The sequence below is a fragment of the Dyella sp. RRB7 genome (genome assembly GCF_022761115.1).
Taxonomy (GTDB): Bacteria; Pseudomonadota; Gammaproteobacteria; order Xanthomonadales; family Rhodanobacteraceae; genus Dyella.
In genome coordinates this window covers 1,273,187-1,287,318 of the sequence record NZ_JAKWJS010000001.1, presented here as the reverse complement: position 1 = coordinate 1,287,318, position 14,132 = coordinate 1,273,187, and the positions used below count along the sequence as shown (strand labels likewise).

General features: G+C 67.8%; 17 protein-coding genes. 7 read left to right on the top strand and 10 right to left on the bottom strand.

What is annotated here, in order from left to right:
• Positions 1 to 7: 7 nt before the first annotated feature.
• The 7 genes from MJ606_RS05820 to MJ606_RS05790 form a co-directional block, all read right to left on the bottom strand.
• The gene (locus MJ606_RS05820) at positions 8 to 625 is read right to left on the bottom strand and encodes a hypothetical protein (RefSeq protein ID WP_243048444.1); all 618 of its coding nucleotides are present in this window, start codon (positions 623 to 625) and stop codon (positions 8 to 10) included.
• A 36-nt stretch (positions 626 to 661) separates the two neighbouring features.
• Complete coding sequence (gene hslU / locus MJ606_RS05815) at positions 662 to 2,002, bottom strand: ATP-dependent protease ATPase subunit HslU (RefSeq protein ID WP_243048443.1); 1,341 nt, start codon at positions 2,000 to 2,002, stop codon at positions 662 to 664.
• A gap of 125 nt (positions 2,003 to 2,127) precedes the next feature.
• On the bottom strand, positions 2,128 to 2,661 hold the full coding sequence (gene hslV, locus MJ606_RS05810; protein WP_243048442.1) for an ATP-dependent protease subunit HslV: 534 nt from the start codon (positions 2,659 to 2,661) through the stop codon (positions 2,128 to 2,130).
• Positions 2,662 to 2,747: 86 nt separating this feature from the next.
• The gene (xerC, locus tag MJ606_RS05805; RefSeq protein WP_243048441.1) at positions 2,748 to 3,632 is read right to left on the bottom strand and encodes a tyrosine recombinase XerC; all 885 of its coding nucleotides are present in this window, start codon (positions 3,630 to 3,632) and stop codon (positions 2,748 to 2,750) included.
• 8 nt (positions 3,633 to 3,640) lie between these two features.
• Positions 3,641 to 4,324 carry a DUF484 family protein gene (locus MJ606_RS05800; RefSeq protein ID WP_243048440.1) on the bottom strand — a complete coding sequence of 228 codons (684 nt, stop codon included), beginning with the start codon at positions 4,322 to 4,324 and terminating at the stop codon, positions 3,641 to 3,643.
• Between the two features lie 74 nt (positions 4,325 to 4,398).
• Entirely contained in the window at positions 4,399 to 5,247 is an 849-nt protein-coding gene (gene dapF, locus MJ606_RS05795; RefSeq protein ID WP_243048439.1) for a diaminopimelate epimerase, read from the bottom strand.
• Positions 5,247 to 5,627 (bottom strand): lipoprotein, encoded by a 381-nt coding sequence (locus MJ606_RS05790; RefSeq protein WP_243048438.1) that lies wholly within the window; start codon positions 5,625 to 5,627, stop codon positions 5,247 to 5,249. The genes dapF and MJ606_RS05790 overlap by 1 nt, the downstream gene beginning before the upstream one ends.
• A gap of 136 nt (positions 5,628 to 5,763) precedes the next feature.
• Here MJ606_RS05790 and MJ606_RS05785 point away from each other — a divergent pair, with 136 nt between their 5' ends.
• Complete coding sequence (locus MJ606_RS05785) at positions 5,764 to 6,447, top strand: hypothetical protein (RefSeq protein ID WP_243048437.1); 684 nt, start codon at positions 5,764 to 5,766, stop codon at positions 6,445 to 6,447.
• Between the two features lie 33 nt (positions 6,448 to 6,480).
• On the opposite strand, the gene MJ606_RS05780 is transcribed toward MJ606_RS05785, so the two are convergent.
• On the bottom strand, positions 6,481 to 6,945 hold the full coding sequence (locus tag MJ606_RS05780; RefSeq protein ID WP_243048436.1) for a GNAT family N-acetyltransferase: 465 nt from the start codon (positions 6,943 to 6,945) through the stop codon (positions 6,481 to 6,483).
• A gap of 212 nt (positions 6,946 to 7,157) precedes the next feature.
• Between MJ606_RS05780 and MJ606_RS05775 the strand changes: the two genes are divergently transcribed.
• Positions 7,158 to 8,642 carry a RimK family protein gene (locus MJ606_RS05775; protein WP_243048435.1) on the top strand — a complete coding sequence of 495 codons (1,485 nt, stop codon included), beginning with the start codon at positions 7,158 to 7,160 and terminating at the stop codon, positions 8,640 to 8,642.
• Positions 8,643 to 8,791: 149 nt separating this feature from the next.
• On the opposite strand, the gene MJ606_RS05770 is transcribed toward MJ606_RS05775, so the two are convergent.
• Positions 8,792 to 9,049, bottom strand: a complete 258-nt coding sequence (locus tag MJ606_RS05770) for a hypothetical protein (RefSeq protein ID WP_243048434.1) — start codon at positions 9,047 to 9,049, stop codon at positions 8,792 to 8,794.
• 143 nt (positions 9,050 to 9,192) lie between these two features.
• Between MJ606_RS05770 and aroE the strand changes: the two genes are divergently transcribed.
• On the top strand, positions 9,193 to 10,023 hold the full coding sequence (aroE, locus tag MJ606_RS05765; protein ID WP_243048433.1) for a shikimate dehydrogenase: 831 nt from the start codon (positions 9,193 to 9,195) through the stop codon (positions 10,021 to 10,023).
• 3 nt (positions 10,024 to 10,026) lie between these two features.
• Here aroE and MJ606_RS18380 read toward each other — a convergent pair whose 3' ends face one another.
• Complete coding sequence (locus MJ606_RS18380; RefSeq protein ID WP_343214798.1) at positions 10,027 to 10,149, bottom strand: hypothetical protein; 123 nt, start codon at positions 10,147 to 10,149, stop codon at positions 10,027 to 10,029.
• Between MJ606_RS18380 and MJ606_RS05760 the strand changes: the two genes are divergently transcribed.
• The 4 genes from MJ606_RS05760 (at position 10,103) to MJ606_RS05745 (ending at position 14,122) form a co-directional block, all read left to right on the top strand.
• A complete protein-coding gene (locus MJ606_RS05760) occupies positions 10,103 to 10,327 on the top strand; it encodes a proteinase inhibitor (protein WP_243048601.1) in 225 nt (74 codons plus the stop codon). The two genes, MJ606_RS18380 and MJ606_RS05760, sit on opposite strands and share 47 nt — an antisense overlap.
• A 139-nt stretch (positions 10,328 to 10,466) precedes the next feature.
• Positions 10,467 to 12,236 (top strand): peptide-N4-asparagine amidase, encoded by a 1,770-nt coding sequence (locus MJ606_RS05755; protein ID WP_243048432.1) that lies wholly within the window; start codon positions 10,467 to 10,469, stop codon positions 12,234 to 12,236.
• A gap of 145 nt (positions 12,237 to 12,381) precedes the next feature.
• Positions 12,382 to 13,404, top strand: a complete 1,023-nt coding sequence (locus MJ606_RS05750; RefSeq protein WP_243048431.1) for an energy transducer TonB — start codon at positions 12,382 to 12,384, stop codon at positions 13,402 to 13,404.
• Between the two features lie 175 nt (positions 13,405 to 13,579).
• On the top strand, positions 13,580 to 14,122 hold the full coding sequence (locus tag MJ606_RS05745; RefSeq protein ID WP_243048430.1) for a hypothetical protein: 543 nt from the start codon (positions 13,580 to 13,582) through the stop codon (positions 14,120 to 14,122).
• Positions 14,123 to 14,132 lie beyond the last annotated feature (10 nt).

Below are 14,132 nucleotides of genomic sequence, written 5' to 3'. Positions count from 1 at the left end.
GCTGGCGTCAGGCAGGCACGTGCCCCACGCCCGTATCGCCCTGCTCCAGCGGCGGCGGCGTGCCGGCCACGGCGAGCAGCGAGGTGGCGTAGCCGTCCTCGATGCTGACGGTGGATACCTCGTCCCACGAGAAGAACGAGGCCTCGCGCAGCCATTCGGCGTCCGGCGAGATCTCCTGCATGTTGAAGCCGTCTTCCTCCACGCTGACCAGCCGGCCGATGTAACAGACCTCCGACTCGTCCTCGCTGTCCACGTGCACGCCGATCACCGGCGCCAGCGCGGCGGCGGCCTGGATCACGCTGCGGATGTCGTCCAGCGGGAAGCCCCGCGGCGTGCGTGGCATCAGGTGCTTGAGGTTAAGCGCCTTCTCCATGAAGACGGCGTGCTTGTCCGGCGCCTCCAGCTCGGAGACGTCGCGGTGGCGCATCACGTACATGCCGTCGTAGGTGATGCCGTCACCGACCACCCACAGCAGGAAGAATTCGCGGCCGACGCCGCCCACGTAACCACAGAAGCTGCCGTGTTCAAGCTCGCCGCGCCATAACCGGACCAGCTGGTGCTGCTGCTGCGCCTCGCGCAACTGAGCCCGCTGGCCGGTGGTTTTCAGTTCAATCACAGTACCCATGGTCATAATTTTAACAGCTGGGGGCTTTCCCCTTGTTTACAGGATGTAACGGCTAAGATCCTCGTCCTGGACCAGAGTTCCCAGATTTTTATCGACATATTCGGCGTCAATTAGGTAATTTTCGCCGGATTTGTCTGCAGCTTCGTAGGAGATCTTTTCCAGCAGCCGTTCCATCACCGTGTGCAGGCGGCGGGCGCCGATGTTCTCGGTGCGCTCGTTCACCTGGAAGGCCACTTCGGCCAGCCGGTCCACGCCGGACTCGGTGAACTCGACCGTGACGCCCTCGGTGCCCAGCAGGGCGACGTACTGCTTGGTCAAGGCGTTATTCGGCTCGCGCAGGATGCGCTTGAAGTCGCCCACCGACAGCGCCGACAGCTCCACGCGGATCGGCAGGCGGCCCTGCAGTTCCGGGATCAGGTCCGAGGGCTTGGCCAGCGAGAACGCGCCGGAGGCGATGAACAGCATGTGGTCGGTCTTGATCGGGCCGTACTTGGTCGACACGGTGGAGCCTTCCACCAGCGGCAGCAGGTCGCGCTGCACGCCTTCGCGGCTGACCCCGGCGCCGCCCCACTCGGAGCGCTGCGCCACCTTGTCGATCTCGTCGATGAAGACGATGCCGTTCTGCTCGGCCGCTTCCATCGCCTGGGCGCGCACTTCCTCGTCGTTGAGCAGCTTGGCCGCTTCCTCGTCGATCAGCAGCGGGCGGGCCAGCTTGATCGCCAGCTTGCGCTGCTGGGTCTTGGCGCCGCCGATGTTCTGGAACATCTGGCGCAGCTGCTGGCCCATTTCCTCCATGCCCGGGGGCGACATGATCTCCACGCCCACGTTCATGGCGAAGTCCAGCTCGATCTCGCGCTCGTCCAGCGCGCCTTCGCGCAGTTGCTTGCGCAGCTTCTGGCGGGTGTCGTTGTGGGCGTCGCTGGACGGCGTGGCGTCGTGGCTCCAGTCGGTGGGCTGCTGGCGGCGCGGCAACAGCGCATCGAGGATGCGGTCCTCGGCGCGGTCCTCGGCCTGCGAGCGCACGCGCTTCATGGCCTGTTCGCGGGTCAGTTTGTAGGCCACGTCGGCCAGGTCGCGCACGATCGACTCGACGTCCTTGCCCACATAACCCACCTCGGTGAACTTGGTGGCTTCCACCTTCACGAACGGCGCGTTGGCCAGCGTGGCCAGGCGGCGGGCGATCTCGGTCTTGCCCACGCCGGTGGGGCCGATCATCAGGATGTTCTTGGGCGTCACCTCGTCACGCATGCCCGGCTCCAGCTGCATGCGGCGCCAGCGGTTGCGCAGCGCAATGGCCACGGCGCGCTTGGCGTCGTGCTGGCCGATGATGTAGCGGTCGAGTTCGTTGACGATTTCGCGGGGAGTGAGTTCGGACATGGGGTCACCAGAGAGTGTGGTCTTGCCTGCCGGTCATTCCAGCGCACGCTGGAATCCAGTGCCTTGGCGGTGCGCGAAAGACGCTGGATCCCGGCCTTCGCCGGGATGACGCTACCGAAGCGCGCTTACAGCTCTTCGATCGTGGTGTTGTGGTTGGTGTAGATGCAGATGTCGCCGGCGATCTTCAGCGCGCGCTCGACGATGGCGCGCGGATCGAGGTCGGTGTTTTCCATCAGCGCCAGCGCGGCGGACTGCGCATACGGGCCGCCTGAGCCGATGGCGATCAGGCCGTGCTCGGGCTCCAGCACGTCGCCGTTGCCGGAGATCAGCAGCGAGGCGTCCTTGTCGGCCACGGCCAGCATGGCTTCCAGGCGGCCCAGGCGGCGATCAGTACGCCATTCCTTGGCCAGTTCCACCGCCGAGCGGGTAAGGTTGCCGCCGTGCTTGTCCAGCTTCTGCTCGAACAGCTCGAACAGGGTAAAGGCGTCGGCGGTGGCGCCGGCGAAGCCCGCCAGCACGTCGCCCTTGCCCAGGCGGCGGATCTTGCGCGCATTGGCCTTCATCACCGTGTTGCCGAGGGTGACCTGGCCGTCGCCGCCGATCACCACGCGGCCGTGACGGCGCACCGAGACGATGGTGGTGGCGTGAAAGGATTCCATGGGGAGCTCCGCGAACAATGGGTCCGCCAGAGGTGGGGCCGTGGCGCCGGAATCCAAGCCATGGCGCCCGCCATGGCCCCGAACGGCTATTTGCGCCGCGCGCGCGGGTGCGCCGCGTCGTACACCTTGGCCAGGTGCTGGAAATCCAGGTGGGTATAGATCTGCGTGGTGGCGATGTCGGCGTGGCCGAGCAGTTCCTGCACCGCGCGCAGGTCGCCGGAGGATTCCAGCATGTGGCTGGCGAAGGTGTGGCGCAGCAGATGCGGATGCACGTGCTTGGCCATGCCCTGCAGCAGCGCCAGTTTCTTCATGCGCAGCTGCACCGTGCGCGGGTTGATCGGTGCGCCCGCGCGCCCGCGAAACACCGGGGATTCCGGTGTCATGCCTTCGGCGTGGCCCAGCGCGCGCAGCGCGTTTATCGCATGCCGGCCCACCGGTACGATGCGCGTCTTACTGCCCTTGCCCAGCACCCGCACCTCGCCGGCGTCGAGCTGCAGGTCACCCCAACGCAGGCCGGTGAGTTCGGACAGGCGCAGGCCGGAGGAATAGAACAGCTCCAGCATGGCGCGGTCGCGCAGGCTCAGTGCGCCGTCGCCCTGCGTTTCCACCAGCGCGGTGGCCTCGTCCACGTCGAGCACCTGCGGCAGCTTGCGGTGCACCTTGGGCCCGCGCACGCCGGCCAGCGGGTCGTGCGCCAGCTGGCCTTCGCGGGTCAGCTGGCGGAACAGGCTGCGGCAGGACGACAACAGGCGCTGCAGGCTCTTGGGCGACAGCCCGCCGCGATGCTCGGTGGCCACGAAGCTGCGCATGCGGTTGGGTTCCAGCGCATCGAAGGTGGCCACGCCCTGGGCTTCCATCCAGCGCAGCAGCTTGGCCAGGTCGCGGCGATAACCGTCGACCGTGTGCACCGACGCCTGCCGCTCGCCCGCCAGACGGGTAAGCCACGCGTCGACCTGTTGGGAGGGCGTCATGGCCGGCGTCAGACGCCTTCGTGCGAGCGGCGCAGCGCGGCGGTAACGGTGGAGGCGATCATCTTCAGGAACAGCGTGCCCATGCCGGGCTGGAAATGGTCGGGGTCGCCGCTGCCGATGGCCAGGATGCCGAACTCGCCCAGCGGCATGATGGCGGCGGAGCGGATTTCCGGCGCGTGATCGCCAAACAGCCGATACAGCCGCTCGGCCGACAGGCGGCCGGCCACCGGCTCGTGGTGGGCCAGGAAGTCGTTGAACTCCGGCATCGCCGAGCGTCCGCCCGGCACATGCACCAGCCAGTCCGCCGGCGGCAGGCCGATCGGTCCGAACAGCAGCAGGCGTACCTGGTCGGTCTTGAAATCGTCGGCCAGCCGCGCCACCACACTGCGCGCCGCCACCGCCGGGGTGGTGGCCCGCAGCACGGCGACGTTGAGGTCGTGCACGCGCTGCATCAGGCGTTCGTTTTCCGCGGCGATGGCGATCAGGCCGGCGAGCTGGCGTTCCAGCTCGGCGTTCTTCTCGCGCAGGCTTTGCAACTGGTAGACGGCCAGCGAAGCCACCGGGCCTTGCTCGCGTGGCAGCGTGAGCTGGGCGGCAAGGTCGGGAAAGTCGCCGAGGAATTCGGGATGACGGCGCAGATACGCGGCCACGTCGCTGGCGCTCAGGGTGTCGGCGAGTGCGGTGTCGGACATGCGCGGTTACCTCAAACCAGGTGGCAGGGACGGTGCGTCGCTGCCGGGAGTGTGCGATGCCCGGGCATCGGCTTTCAACGTGCCGGCCCCGAACCCAGCCATTCGCCTTCGAACACGAAGGCCGCGGGCCCGGTCATCCACAGGGTATGGCCGGGACCGGCCCAATCGATCGTCAGCTTGCCGCCGGGCAGGCTGACCCGCACGCGGTCATCCACTTCGCCGCGGCGACGCATCACCGCCACGGCCGCGCAGGCGCCGGTGCCGCAGGCCAGCGTCCAGCCGCTGCCGCGCTCGTGCACGCGCAGACGCAGCTGCTCGCGGTTGACCACCTGCACGAAGCCCGCGTTGGCGCCTTTCGGGAAACGCTCATGGGTCGACAGCAACGGGCCCCAGCGGAACAGCGTCGGCGCGCCCAGGTCGGGCACCACGGTTACAGCGTGCGGGTTGCCCATCGATACGGCGCCGATCTGCAGCGACTGGTCGCCCACCTCGATGGCGTAGCTGTCCGCCTCGGCCTCGGCGCGAAACGGTATGCGCGCCGGCTCGAACGCGGGCACGCCCATGTCCACGGTGACTTCATAGGGACCGAGCAGGCGCACCGTGACCGGGCCGGAAGGACTCTCCAGCCGCACGGTGTCGCCCACCGCCAGCTCGCCCGCGCGGTGCAACCACGCCGTCACGCAGCGCACGCCGTTGCCGCACTGGCCCGCGGGCGAACCGTCGGTGTTCCAGATGCCGTAGTAGAAGGCACAGGAAGGATCGCGCCGGGGCTCGATGCTGATCAGCTGGTCGAAGCCCACGCCGGCATGGCGGTCGCCGATGGCGCGGATCTGCGCCGCATCGAGCGGAAACGGGCGATGCCGGCAATCGACCATCACGAAGTCGTTGCCGATGCCATGCATCTTGGTAAAGGCCAGCTTCATCACATGAACTTGCCGCCGGTGATGCGGCCGTCCTTGTCCAGCTCCGCGAAGTAGCGGCTGTTGTTGTTGCGCAGCTCGCGCGTGCTCGGCATGCCTGGCGTCACCAGCAGCACGTCCGGATAGGCCGTGCGGAACTGTTCCGGCGTCGGGTGCGTGGCGATAAAGGCGTCGAAGGCCTTCAGGTCCGTCACGAAGCCGTGCACCGGTGCGGGCGCGGCGGGTGACGCCGTGGTGACGGTGGCTGCCGGTGCGGCCGGATGGACCGGCGCCGCCGCAGGGGCTGGCGTCGGCTTGGGAATGTACAGCGGCCCCTTGTTGCCGCAGCCGGCGAGCAGGGCAAACACGGAACACAGCGGTAGCAGCAACAGGGATCGACGCATGGGAAGGTTTCCGGCAGGGACCGCCGCAGTATAGGGAAGCCTCAAAAACGTGGCGACCGCCCGCTAACCCGCCCAGTCAGCCGCTATCATGCCGCCGTCGCCGCCCGCGCGCGGTACGCGAAGCAGAAGTACGACGATGGACTGGACCGCGCTGTTGCGCATGCCGACGACGATCCTGCTGATCCTGGCGGTGATCGCACTGATGTTCACCCTGGTGCAGCTGGTGGTCCTGCGCCAGCGCCTGCACGACGGGCAGCGACTGGCCGCCAGCTGGCGGGCGCTGGTGTTGCTGGTGTCGTTCGCGCTGACCCTGGCGCTGACCGGGGCAGGCTTCGCCCTGCGTGGCTACCGCCTGCTGGCCGAGGAAACGCCGGTGGTGGAGATCGACGCGCACATTCTCTCGCCGCAGCGCTGGTCGCTGGTGCTGCACTGGCCCGATGGCGCGACGCGCCAGCTGATGCTGGCCGGCGATGCCTGGCGCGTGGAAGCCGTGGTGCTGAAGTGGAAACTGCCGGCCATGCTGGCCGGGTTGCCGCCGCTGTACCGCCTGGACCGCCTGTCCGGCCGCTACGACGACCCCACCGATGAGGCCCAGGCACCGCGCACGGTGATCGACTTCAACGAGGCTGGCGGTTTCGACCTGCTCGACCTGCACAAGCAGTATCCGCAATGGGTGCCCGACGTGGACGTGCTGTTCGGCAGCGGCGTGTTTCTGCCGCTGGTGGACCAGGGCCATTACACAGTGAGCCTGCTGCGCACCGGGGCGCTGGTGGCGCGGCCGGATGAAGCGACGGAGCAGAAGATCGCGCAGCCGTTCTAAGCTCTTCTTCCCCTCTCCTGTGGGGAGAGGGAATCAGGCCAGCGCCTTCTCATACCGCCACGCATCGGCGCCATCGCCGTAATAGCGCGCGTAGTGGCCGATGCGCTGGTAACCCAGGCGTTCGTACAGGCGGATGGCATCGTCGTTGTCGGTGCGCACTTCCAATCGCAGCACCTTGCAGCGACGGCGCCTGGCCGCGTGCTCGGCCGCGTCCAGCAGGGCCGAGCCCACGCCCTTGCCGCGCGCTTCGGCGCGGGTGGCTATCGAATACAGCCGCGCCACCTGCGTGCCCTTGCGGAAAAACACCACCGCCGTGCCCAGGAAGCGTCGATGATTGGCGCTGGCCACCAGTACCTGTGCGGTCTCGCTGTCCAGATGGCGGCGATATTGCGCCCGGCTCAGGCGGTCGGTGGCGAAGCTGTGTTCCTCCAGCGCGACGAGGTCATCGAGATCGGAGAGTTCAGCACGGCGCACGCGCACGGCGGCGGTCGCGGGCATGGGGGTCATCAGGGGCGGATCTCGCGGGGCAGGAGGAAAGGCAAGCGGCGCACTCTAGTCTCCGGGTCCTTCGGGGGCAATGATGACTTGTGGCGCATTTAAGCCAGCTTCAGTGCCACGCCGCTTCCTGTGCCACACTGCGCGCCTTGTGCGGTGCCGCCCCGTTTTCCCCGCGTGACGACACTACCTCCGTTCCATCCGACAGAGGTGTCATGACCCGGCTCGTCATCGTCGTCGAGAAAGCTTCCGACTGGAGCTCCTACTACCCGTCCGTGGACGTGGTCACCGCGATGGACTACCTGCGCGAGCCGGTGGGCGGCGACGACGAGCGCACGCACGTCATCAACCTTTGTCGCAGCTACAAGTACCTGGGCACCGGCTATTACGTGTCGCTGCTGGCCGAGGCGCGCGGGCATCGCGTGATGCCGTCGGTGCGCACGGTGAACGACCTGCGCCGCCGCTCGCTGTACGGCCTGGACATCGAGGACCTCAGCACCCGGCTCACCCATTTCCTGCCGGCGGGCGGGCGCGACACCACCGACTTCGGCATCCTGGTGTACTTCGGCCAGACCGCCTACCCCGCGTTGCAGGATCTTGCGCGCCAGGTGTTCGAAATGTTCCCCTGCCCGCTGCTGCGCATCGAGTTCGAGCGCGACCGCGTGTGGCAGATCAGCGCGATCAAGCCGGTGGGCCTGCACACCCTGGTCGACCAGCAGGAAGACGCTTTCGCCGAGGAGCTGGACCGCTTCAGCAAGAAGCTGTGGCGCAAGCCCAAGGCGCGCAGGCAGTTCCGCTACGACATCGCCATGCTGGTCGACCCGGCCGAACAGATGCCGCCGTCGAACAAGAAGGCGTTGAAGTCGTTCATCGCCGCCGGCAAGGAACTGGGCATCGAGGTCGATCCCATCGGCAAGAACGACTACCAGCGCCTGGCCGAGTACGACGGCCTGTTCATCCGCGAAACCACCGCCAGCGACAACCACACCTACCGCTTTGCGCACCGCGCGGAGAAGGAAGGCATGGTGGTGATCGACGACCCGACCTCGATCCTGCGTTGCACCAACAAGATCTTCCTCAACGACCTGATGGTGTCGCGCAAGCTCGCCGTGCCGCGCACGGAGATCCTCTACCGCGACGACGCCAAGGGCCTGAAGGAAGTCGCCGCGCGGCTCGGCTACCCGCTGGTGCTGAAGATTCCCGACGGCTCGTTCTCGCGCGGCGTGGTCAAGGTGGAAACCGAGGAGGCGCTGGGCAAGGCCGCCGCCGAACTGTTCCAGCACAGTGCGCTGCTGCTGGTGCAGGAGTTCGTCTATACCGGGTTCGACTGGCGCATCGGCGTGTTCAACAACGAGCCGTTGTATGCCTGCAAGTACTACATGTCGCGCGGCCACTGGCAGATCTACAACCATGGCGCCAAGGGCACGGCCAAGTCGGGCGGTTTCGAAACCATCGCCGTGCGCGACGCGCCGGCCGAAGTGGTGAAGCTGGCGCTCAAGGCCACCCAGGCGGTGGGCGATGGCCTGTACGGCGTGGACCTCAAGCAGGCCGGCGACAAGCCGGTGGTGATCGAGGTGAACGACAACCCGTCGATCGATGCGGGCGTCGAGGATGCCTATCTCGGCGACGAGCTTTATCTGCGCATCATGCAGGAGTTCCTGCGCCGCATGGAACGCAAGCGCCTGGGCAAGCCCGGCTAGTAGGCATGCGGCAGTCCCTCCATGGACTGCCGGCAACACCAGGCGCGATCCCTCGCGCCGCCCCGGCGATGTGCCCAGCCATCCAAGGCCATCGCGCGGAGCTGCCAACCGCGGCGCCTCCGGCCGCGGTATCCACTGCCAAGCGGAATTCAGTGCCAGATCGGCTGGGGTGCGCGCTGGCGGCGCGGGCGCAGCAAGGCAAGCAGCTGGCGCGGCAGCGAGGGCTCCAGCGCCAGCACCACCACCAGCGGGGCGCCGACCAGCCAGAACGCCGGCGTCCAGCCCAGCAGTTCGGTGCGCGCGGGCACCAGCGTGGTCAGCAGCAACACCACGCCAGCCAGCAGCCACAACAGGGATGCGCCGAGCAGGCGTTCGTGGAGAGCGGCTTGCGGATGGGTCGGGCGCATCGTGGTGGTCCAGTCGGTGGGTAGGGGGCACAGCCTGCGGCAGCCCGATCTCAAAACCTGCGATGGCGCGCCCGCGCGGGCTAAAATGCCTGGCTTAGCACCGGGCGGCAGACCTCCCGGCATCGACGTCACCAGGAGCTCGCATGAGTGCAGGACAGTTCGCGGTATTTGGCCACCCCATCAGCCATTCGCTCTCGCCGCAGATTCACCAGGCCTTCGCCCACCAGTTCGGGCTGGAGCTGGAATACCGCACCATCGATGCCGCACCGGACGCCTTCAACGCCGCCGTGCACCAGTTCTTTGCCGAGGGCGGGCGCGGCGCCAACGTGACCCTGCCGCACAAGGCCGCCGCCTTCGCGCTGGCGCATGAGCGCAGCGAAGCGGCCAGCCGCGCCGGCAGCGCCAATGTGCTCACCGCCCTGCCCGACGGCCGGCTCGCTGCCCACAACACCGATGGCGACGGCATGGTGCGCGACATCACCGAGCGCCATGAGGTCGACCTGCGCGGCCATACCGCGTTGCTGCTCGGCGCTGGCGGCGCTGCCCACGGCGCGGCCTGGGCGTTGCTCGACGCGGGCGTGGAAACGCTCACCATCGTCAACCGCACGCCCGAAACGGCCGATGCGCTGGCCGACGCCATCGGCGACCCGGCGCGTGCGCATACGCGCTACTGGGAAGACCTGGCCGACCTGGGCGCCTTCGACCTGATCGTCAACGCCACCTCGGCCGGCGTGCTCGGCGCGTCGCTCGATTTGCCGTTCGCCATCGTGGGCAATCGTGCGCTGTGCTACGACCTTTCCTATGGCGAGGCCGCCACCGGCTTCCTCGCCTGGGCGCGCACGGCCGGCGCACGCTACGCGTTCGACGGCCTGGGCATGCTGGTGGAAACCGCCGCCGATGCCTTCGAGCTGTGGCACGGCCAGCGCCCGGATACCGACCCGGTGTACGCCCAGCTGCGCCAGCAGTACGGCTGAAGGTCATGCGGCATCGCCGTCACCAAGGCGTCGAAGGGTGACGGCGTTGCGCTGCCGCGCCGGTTGCGGCGCCTGCTGCATCGCGCCGTCGATCTCCTCGCCGATTCCGGGAATGCCGTTGAGCAAGCCCGCCGGTGTGCGTTGCGTGCAGCTTACCGACGACAACCGTTGCGCCATCTTTGGCCGGCCGGAGCGGCCTCCCGTCTGCGCGGGGCTTCGAGCCGAGGCGGCGATGTGCGGCGACGATCGCATGCAGGCCCTGGCTTACCTGGCGGCGCTCGAAGCGGCCACCCGCGCCGTCTGACGCCTCCTTCACGACCAGGGTCACGGATCGGCGCGCCATGCACGGCGTGGCCGGATGGACGTCCCATGGGCTGTGACCCCGGCCGGGTGCACGTGATAGCGTGCGCGGCGCAGGGGGCACATCGCGGGGAGTGAACGTTATGGTGCCCAAGGGATGGTTTCGCCGTCGTCTGGTGTTGACCGGCGTGCTGTTGGCGCTGGCCGGTGGGCTGGTCGCGCAAGCCAGCGCCGATCCGGTGATCGGATCAAGCAACGTGGTGGTGGCCGACCCGGGCGTGCCGCGCCCGCCGGGACCGCCGTGCCAGGTGGTGTTGTTCACCGATGTGACGTTTACCGATTTCAATGCACGGCCTTACAGCTACGCGCCACCCGGCGGGTGTGGCGGCCCGTGGGCCAAGGTGGTGCTGGAGGCGGATTTCTCGGTCACCGCGGGGCGCCAGTACGACCGCACCGCCACGCTCTGGCTGGGCGGCGTGAATCTCTATTTCGGCACTACGCAGGAACCTTCCGCGGCAGTCGCGCCGAGCTGGCATGTCGAGCGCGACCTCACCGATTACGCCACCTTGTTGCGTCGTGCCGGGCAGGGCCAGGCCATCATCGGCAACGTGGTGAACAGCACGTACACCGGCGTGATCCACGGTACCGCGCGGCTGCTGTTCTACCCGGCCAGCGCGCAGGTGCGTGCGGCCGATGTGCCCGATGCGGTGTATCCGCTGGGGTCCGATCCGGTGGGCAGCACCACCACGCTCAATTCACCGACCGACACGTTGGCGCGCACGCTCAGCTTGCCGCGCAACGTGGAACGCGCGTACCTGGATGTGTTCACGCAGAGCCAGAGCGGCGACGAGTTCTGGTACACCTGCGTGCCCAACGCCTACGCCGCGCAGGTGCAGGAGTGTGGCGGCGGCAACTTCCGCGAGGCGGAGATCAGCATCGATGGCCAGCCGGCTGGCGTGGCGCCGGTGTATCCGTGGATCTATACCGGCGGTATCGATCCGTACCTGTGGCGTCCCACGCCCGGCGTGCAGACGCTCGACTTCATGCCGTATCGCGTCGACCTGACGCCGTTCGCCGGCCAGCTCAGCGATGGCAACCCGCATGAAGTGGCTTTGCAGGTGGCCGGCGCCAACGGTTACTTCTCCGCCACCGCCACGCTGCTGGTCTATCGCGATGCCCATACCAAGCAGGTCAGTGGCCGGATCACGCGCAACACCCTGGCGGGCCAGGCACCGACGCCCCGCATCGGCAGCACGCTGGCCACCGACAGCAGTGGCAACACCTCGGGCGACATCACCACGCGACTCAACCGTCACTTCGTCATCGAAGGCTACGCAACCACCTCGCATGGCCGCATCACCAGCACGGTGACGCAGGACGTGGGCTTCGATGACCGCCAGCGTTTCACCATCAACAGCAGCACGTATCGCCAGCAAACCTGGCAGTACGCCTGGTCCGACAGCGTCAGCCAGAGCCATGTCGGCAACCTGCTCACGGTGGAACGTCGCGAGCGCTTCAGTTATCCCTTCGCGCTCGACTACAACCAGTTGCTGGCCAGCGACGGCAGCAGCAGCTCGGGCAGCACGGTGCACCAAGGCTATCGCCAGCATGACGAGCGTCGCCTGCTCGGCATGACGGTGTATGCCGCCGATATCGACAACAGGGTCGACAGCGCCGATACGCTGGCGTTGGATGCCAGCGGTGCCGTCACCGGCCACAGCGGGCAGCAGAGCGCACAGGACTTTGCCTTCCGCGATTCGCTGGGCGGCTGCTATCGCGCGTCGTTGACCACGCAGGCCGGCGCGTTGACCAGCGACAGCAATGGTCAGGGCTGCCCCGGGCAGCGCAATCGCGTGTCCTGGCTTGCCCATCCGGATGGCTCACCCGACAGCAGCCTGCTGCCGGGACACTGAGCCGGCACGGCGCGTGATTCGCATGCGGCGATCCACTGGTCGCCGCAGTGTGAACTGCGTCACAGATAGTGTTGCGAGGCAACATCTTCGCAACATGACCTGACTAAGCTGCGCGCCGGTCTTTACCGTTCACCTGGCGTCGCCCATGTCATCCGCTGCTTTGCGTCGTCGTACCCTGGGCGTTGCCCGCTACTTGTTCGTGATCGTCCTGGGGCTGGTCGCCATTGGCGGCGCGGTGATTTTCTGGCTGCTCAAGGCACAGGCCGAGGTCGACGAGCCAGCACCCGTGGCGGTGACAGCCGCCGGCCCCGCCGCGCACGACGGCACGGCCACCGGCGATCTGCTGCAGCAGGCGCGCCAGGCCATGGCCGAACAGCGCCTGCTTGCGCCGGTCGGCAACAATGCCTTCGAGCTGTACCTGGCGGTGCTCAAGCGCGAGCCCGGCAACCGGGTGGCGCAGGATGCCTTGCGCGAGATCTTCCCGTTTGCGGCCCAGGTCGCCGAGCACACCATCGACGACGGTGACGATGCCGAAGCGCAGCGCCAGATCGATCTGCTCACCCGCGCCGATCCACAGAACTACACCTTGACCCTGCTGCAGACCAAGTTGCAGGCGCAGCGCGATGCGGCCGCCCAGCAGGCCGCCGCTGCCACGGCTGCCGGCAAGCACGAGCAGCCGACCGGCGCGGCGACGCATCCCTCGGCGCCGGCACCCGCGCCGGCGATCGCCGCCGTTCCCGTTGCGCCGGCATCCCAGCCTGCCGCTCGCCCGGCGACCGCGCCGAGCGCATCGGAGCAGGCCATCGCACAGCTGCATGTGGAGTCCACCACGGTGGAGGCCGCACCGCGCTCGGCGGTGCATCCGCGCACGTCGACGCCGGTCGCCACGGATGCCAGCGGCGGCGCCGTGCCGGTGCTGACCTCTCGCGTCGAACCGGTCTATCCGGTCGATGCGCGCCGCATGCGGCGACAGGGTTGGGTGGACGTCACCTTCACCGTGCAGCCCAACGGCACCGTGACCAATGCTGCCGTAGCCGATGCCGAGCCCAAGTACGTATTCGATCGCGCCGCGCTCAGCGCGGTTGCACGCTGGCAGTTCACGCCGGGCATGCAGGACGGCAAGCCGGTGGCGGCCCAGGTGCGCCAGCGCATCGAGTTCCGGCTCTGATCGATCGGCTGGCAAACAGCCGGATCACCGATTGCCGCGTCCGATTTCCCGCTGGCGTATGGACGGCCAAACCCGGTCATATCGCTGACATCATGTAACGATAATGTGACACCTCCGCCGGGGCGCCTGAGGGCAGGCGACCCTGTGCGCGGTAACGATCCACTGCAGCGGTGTCATGTCTCTACTTGCTTCCCTCGCGCCGCGTCAGCGCGCGCTTGTTGCCGTATCCCTGGTCGTTGCCATCGCCATCGCGGGTGGCGCTTACGCGTGGTTGCACGGCAGCCGTGGTGCCAGCGTTGCCGCGGCAGCGGACGGGCAGGCGTCCGGCGGCAAGGACGATAGCGGCGTGGGCATCCTGCTCGACCTGGCCAAGAGCGCCGTCACCGAGAAGCGCCTGGTGGCGCCGGCGGGCAGCAATGCCTATGAGTTCTACCTCAGCGTGCTGCAGCTCGATCCCAGCAACAAGACCGCGCTGGAACAGCTGCACGAGTCGTTCCCGGCCGCCTCCGCCGACGTCGAGAGGGCCATCAACGACAACGAACTGGACGATGCACAGCGCGAGCTGTCGCTGCTGCGCGAGTTCGACAGCACCAACTACATTCTCTCGCTGCTGGGCGGCAAGCTCGATGCACAGCGCCAGATCATGATCCGCCAGGACGAGGCCAAGGCCGCCATCATCCAGGCGCAGCAGTCGGCGTCGAGCGGCTCAGCGCAGTAAGCACGCCTAC

Coding starts and splice junctions, on each gene's coding strand:
- MJ606_RS05820 (WP_243048444.1), bottom strand. CDS start 625: ATGGGTACTGTGATTGAACTGAAAACCACCGGCCAGCGGGCTCAGTTG.
- hslU (WP_243048443.1), bottom strand. CDS start 2,002: ATGTCCGAACTCACTCCCCGCGAAATCGTCAACGAACTCGACCGCTAC.
- hslV (WP_243048442.1), bottom strand. CDS start 2,661: ATGGAATCCTTTCACGCCACCACCATCGTCTCGGTGCGCCGTCACGGC.
- xerC (WP_243048441.1), bottom strand. CDS start 3,632: ATGACGCCCTCCCAACAGGTCGACGCGTGGCTTACCCGTCTGGCGGGC.
- MJ606_RS05800 (WP_243048440.1), bottom strand. CDS start 4,324: ATGTCCGACACCGCACTCGCCGACACCCTGAGCGCCAGCGACGTGGCC.
- dapF (WP_243048439.1), bottom strand. CDS start 5,247: ATGAAGCTGGCCTTTACCAAGATGCATGGCATCGGCAACGACTTCGTG.
- MJ606_RS05790 (WP_243048438.1), bottom strand. CDS start 5,627: ATGCGTCGATCCCTGTTGCTGCTACCGCTGTGTTCCGTGTTTGCCCTG.
- MJ606_RS05785 (WP_243048437.1), top strand. CDS start 5,764: ATGGACTGGACCGCGCTGTTGCGCATGCCGACGACGATCCTGCTGATC.
- MJ606_RS05780 (WP_243048436.1), bottom strand. CDS start 6,945: ATGCCCGCGACCGCCGCCGTGCGCGTGCGCCGTGCTGAACTCTCCGAT.
- MJ606_RS05775 (WP_243048435.1), top strand. CDS start 7,158: ATGACCCGGCTCGTCATCGTCGTCGAGAAAGCTTCCGACTGGAGCTCC.
- MJ606_RS05770 (WP_243048434.1), bottom strand. CDS start 9,049: ATGCGCCCGACCCATCCGCAAGCCGCTCTCCACGAACGCCTGCTCGGC.
- aroE (WP_243048433.1), top strand. CDS start 9,193: ATGAGTGCAGGACAGTTCGCGGTATTTGGCCACCCCATCAGCCATTCG.
- MJ606_RS05755 (WP_243048432.1), top strand. CDS start 10,467: ATGGTGCCCAAGGGATGGTTTCGCCGTCGTCTGGTGTTGACCGGCGTG.
- MJ606_RS05750 (WP_243048431.1), top strand. CDS start 12,382: ATGTCATCCGCTGCTTTGCGTCGTCGTACCCTGGGCGTTGCCCGCTAC.
- MJ606_RS05745 (WP_243048430.1), top strand. CDS start 13,580: ATGTCTCTACTTGCTTCCCTCGCGCCGCGTCAGCGCGCGCTTGTTGCC.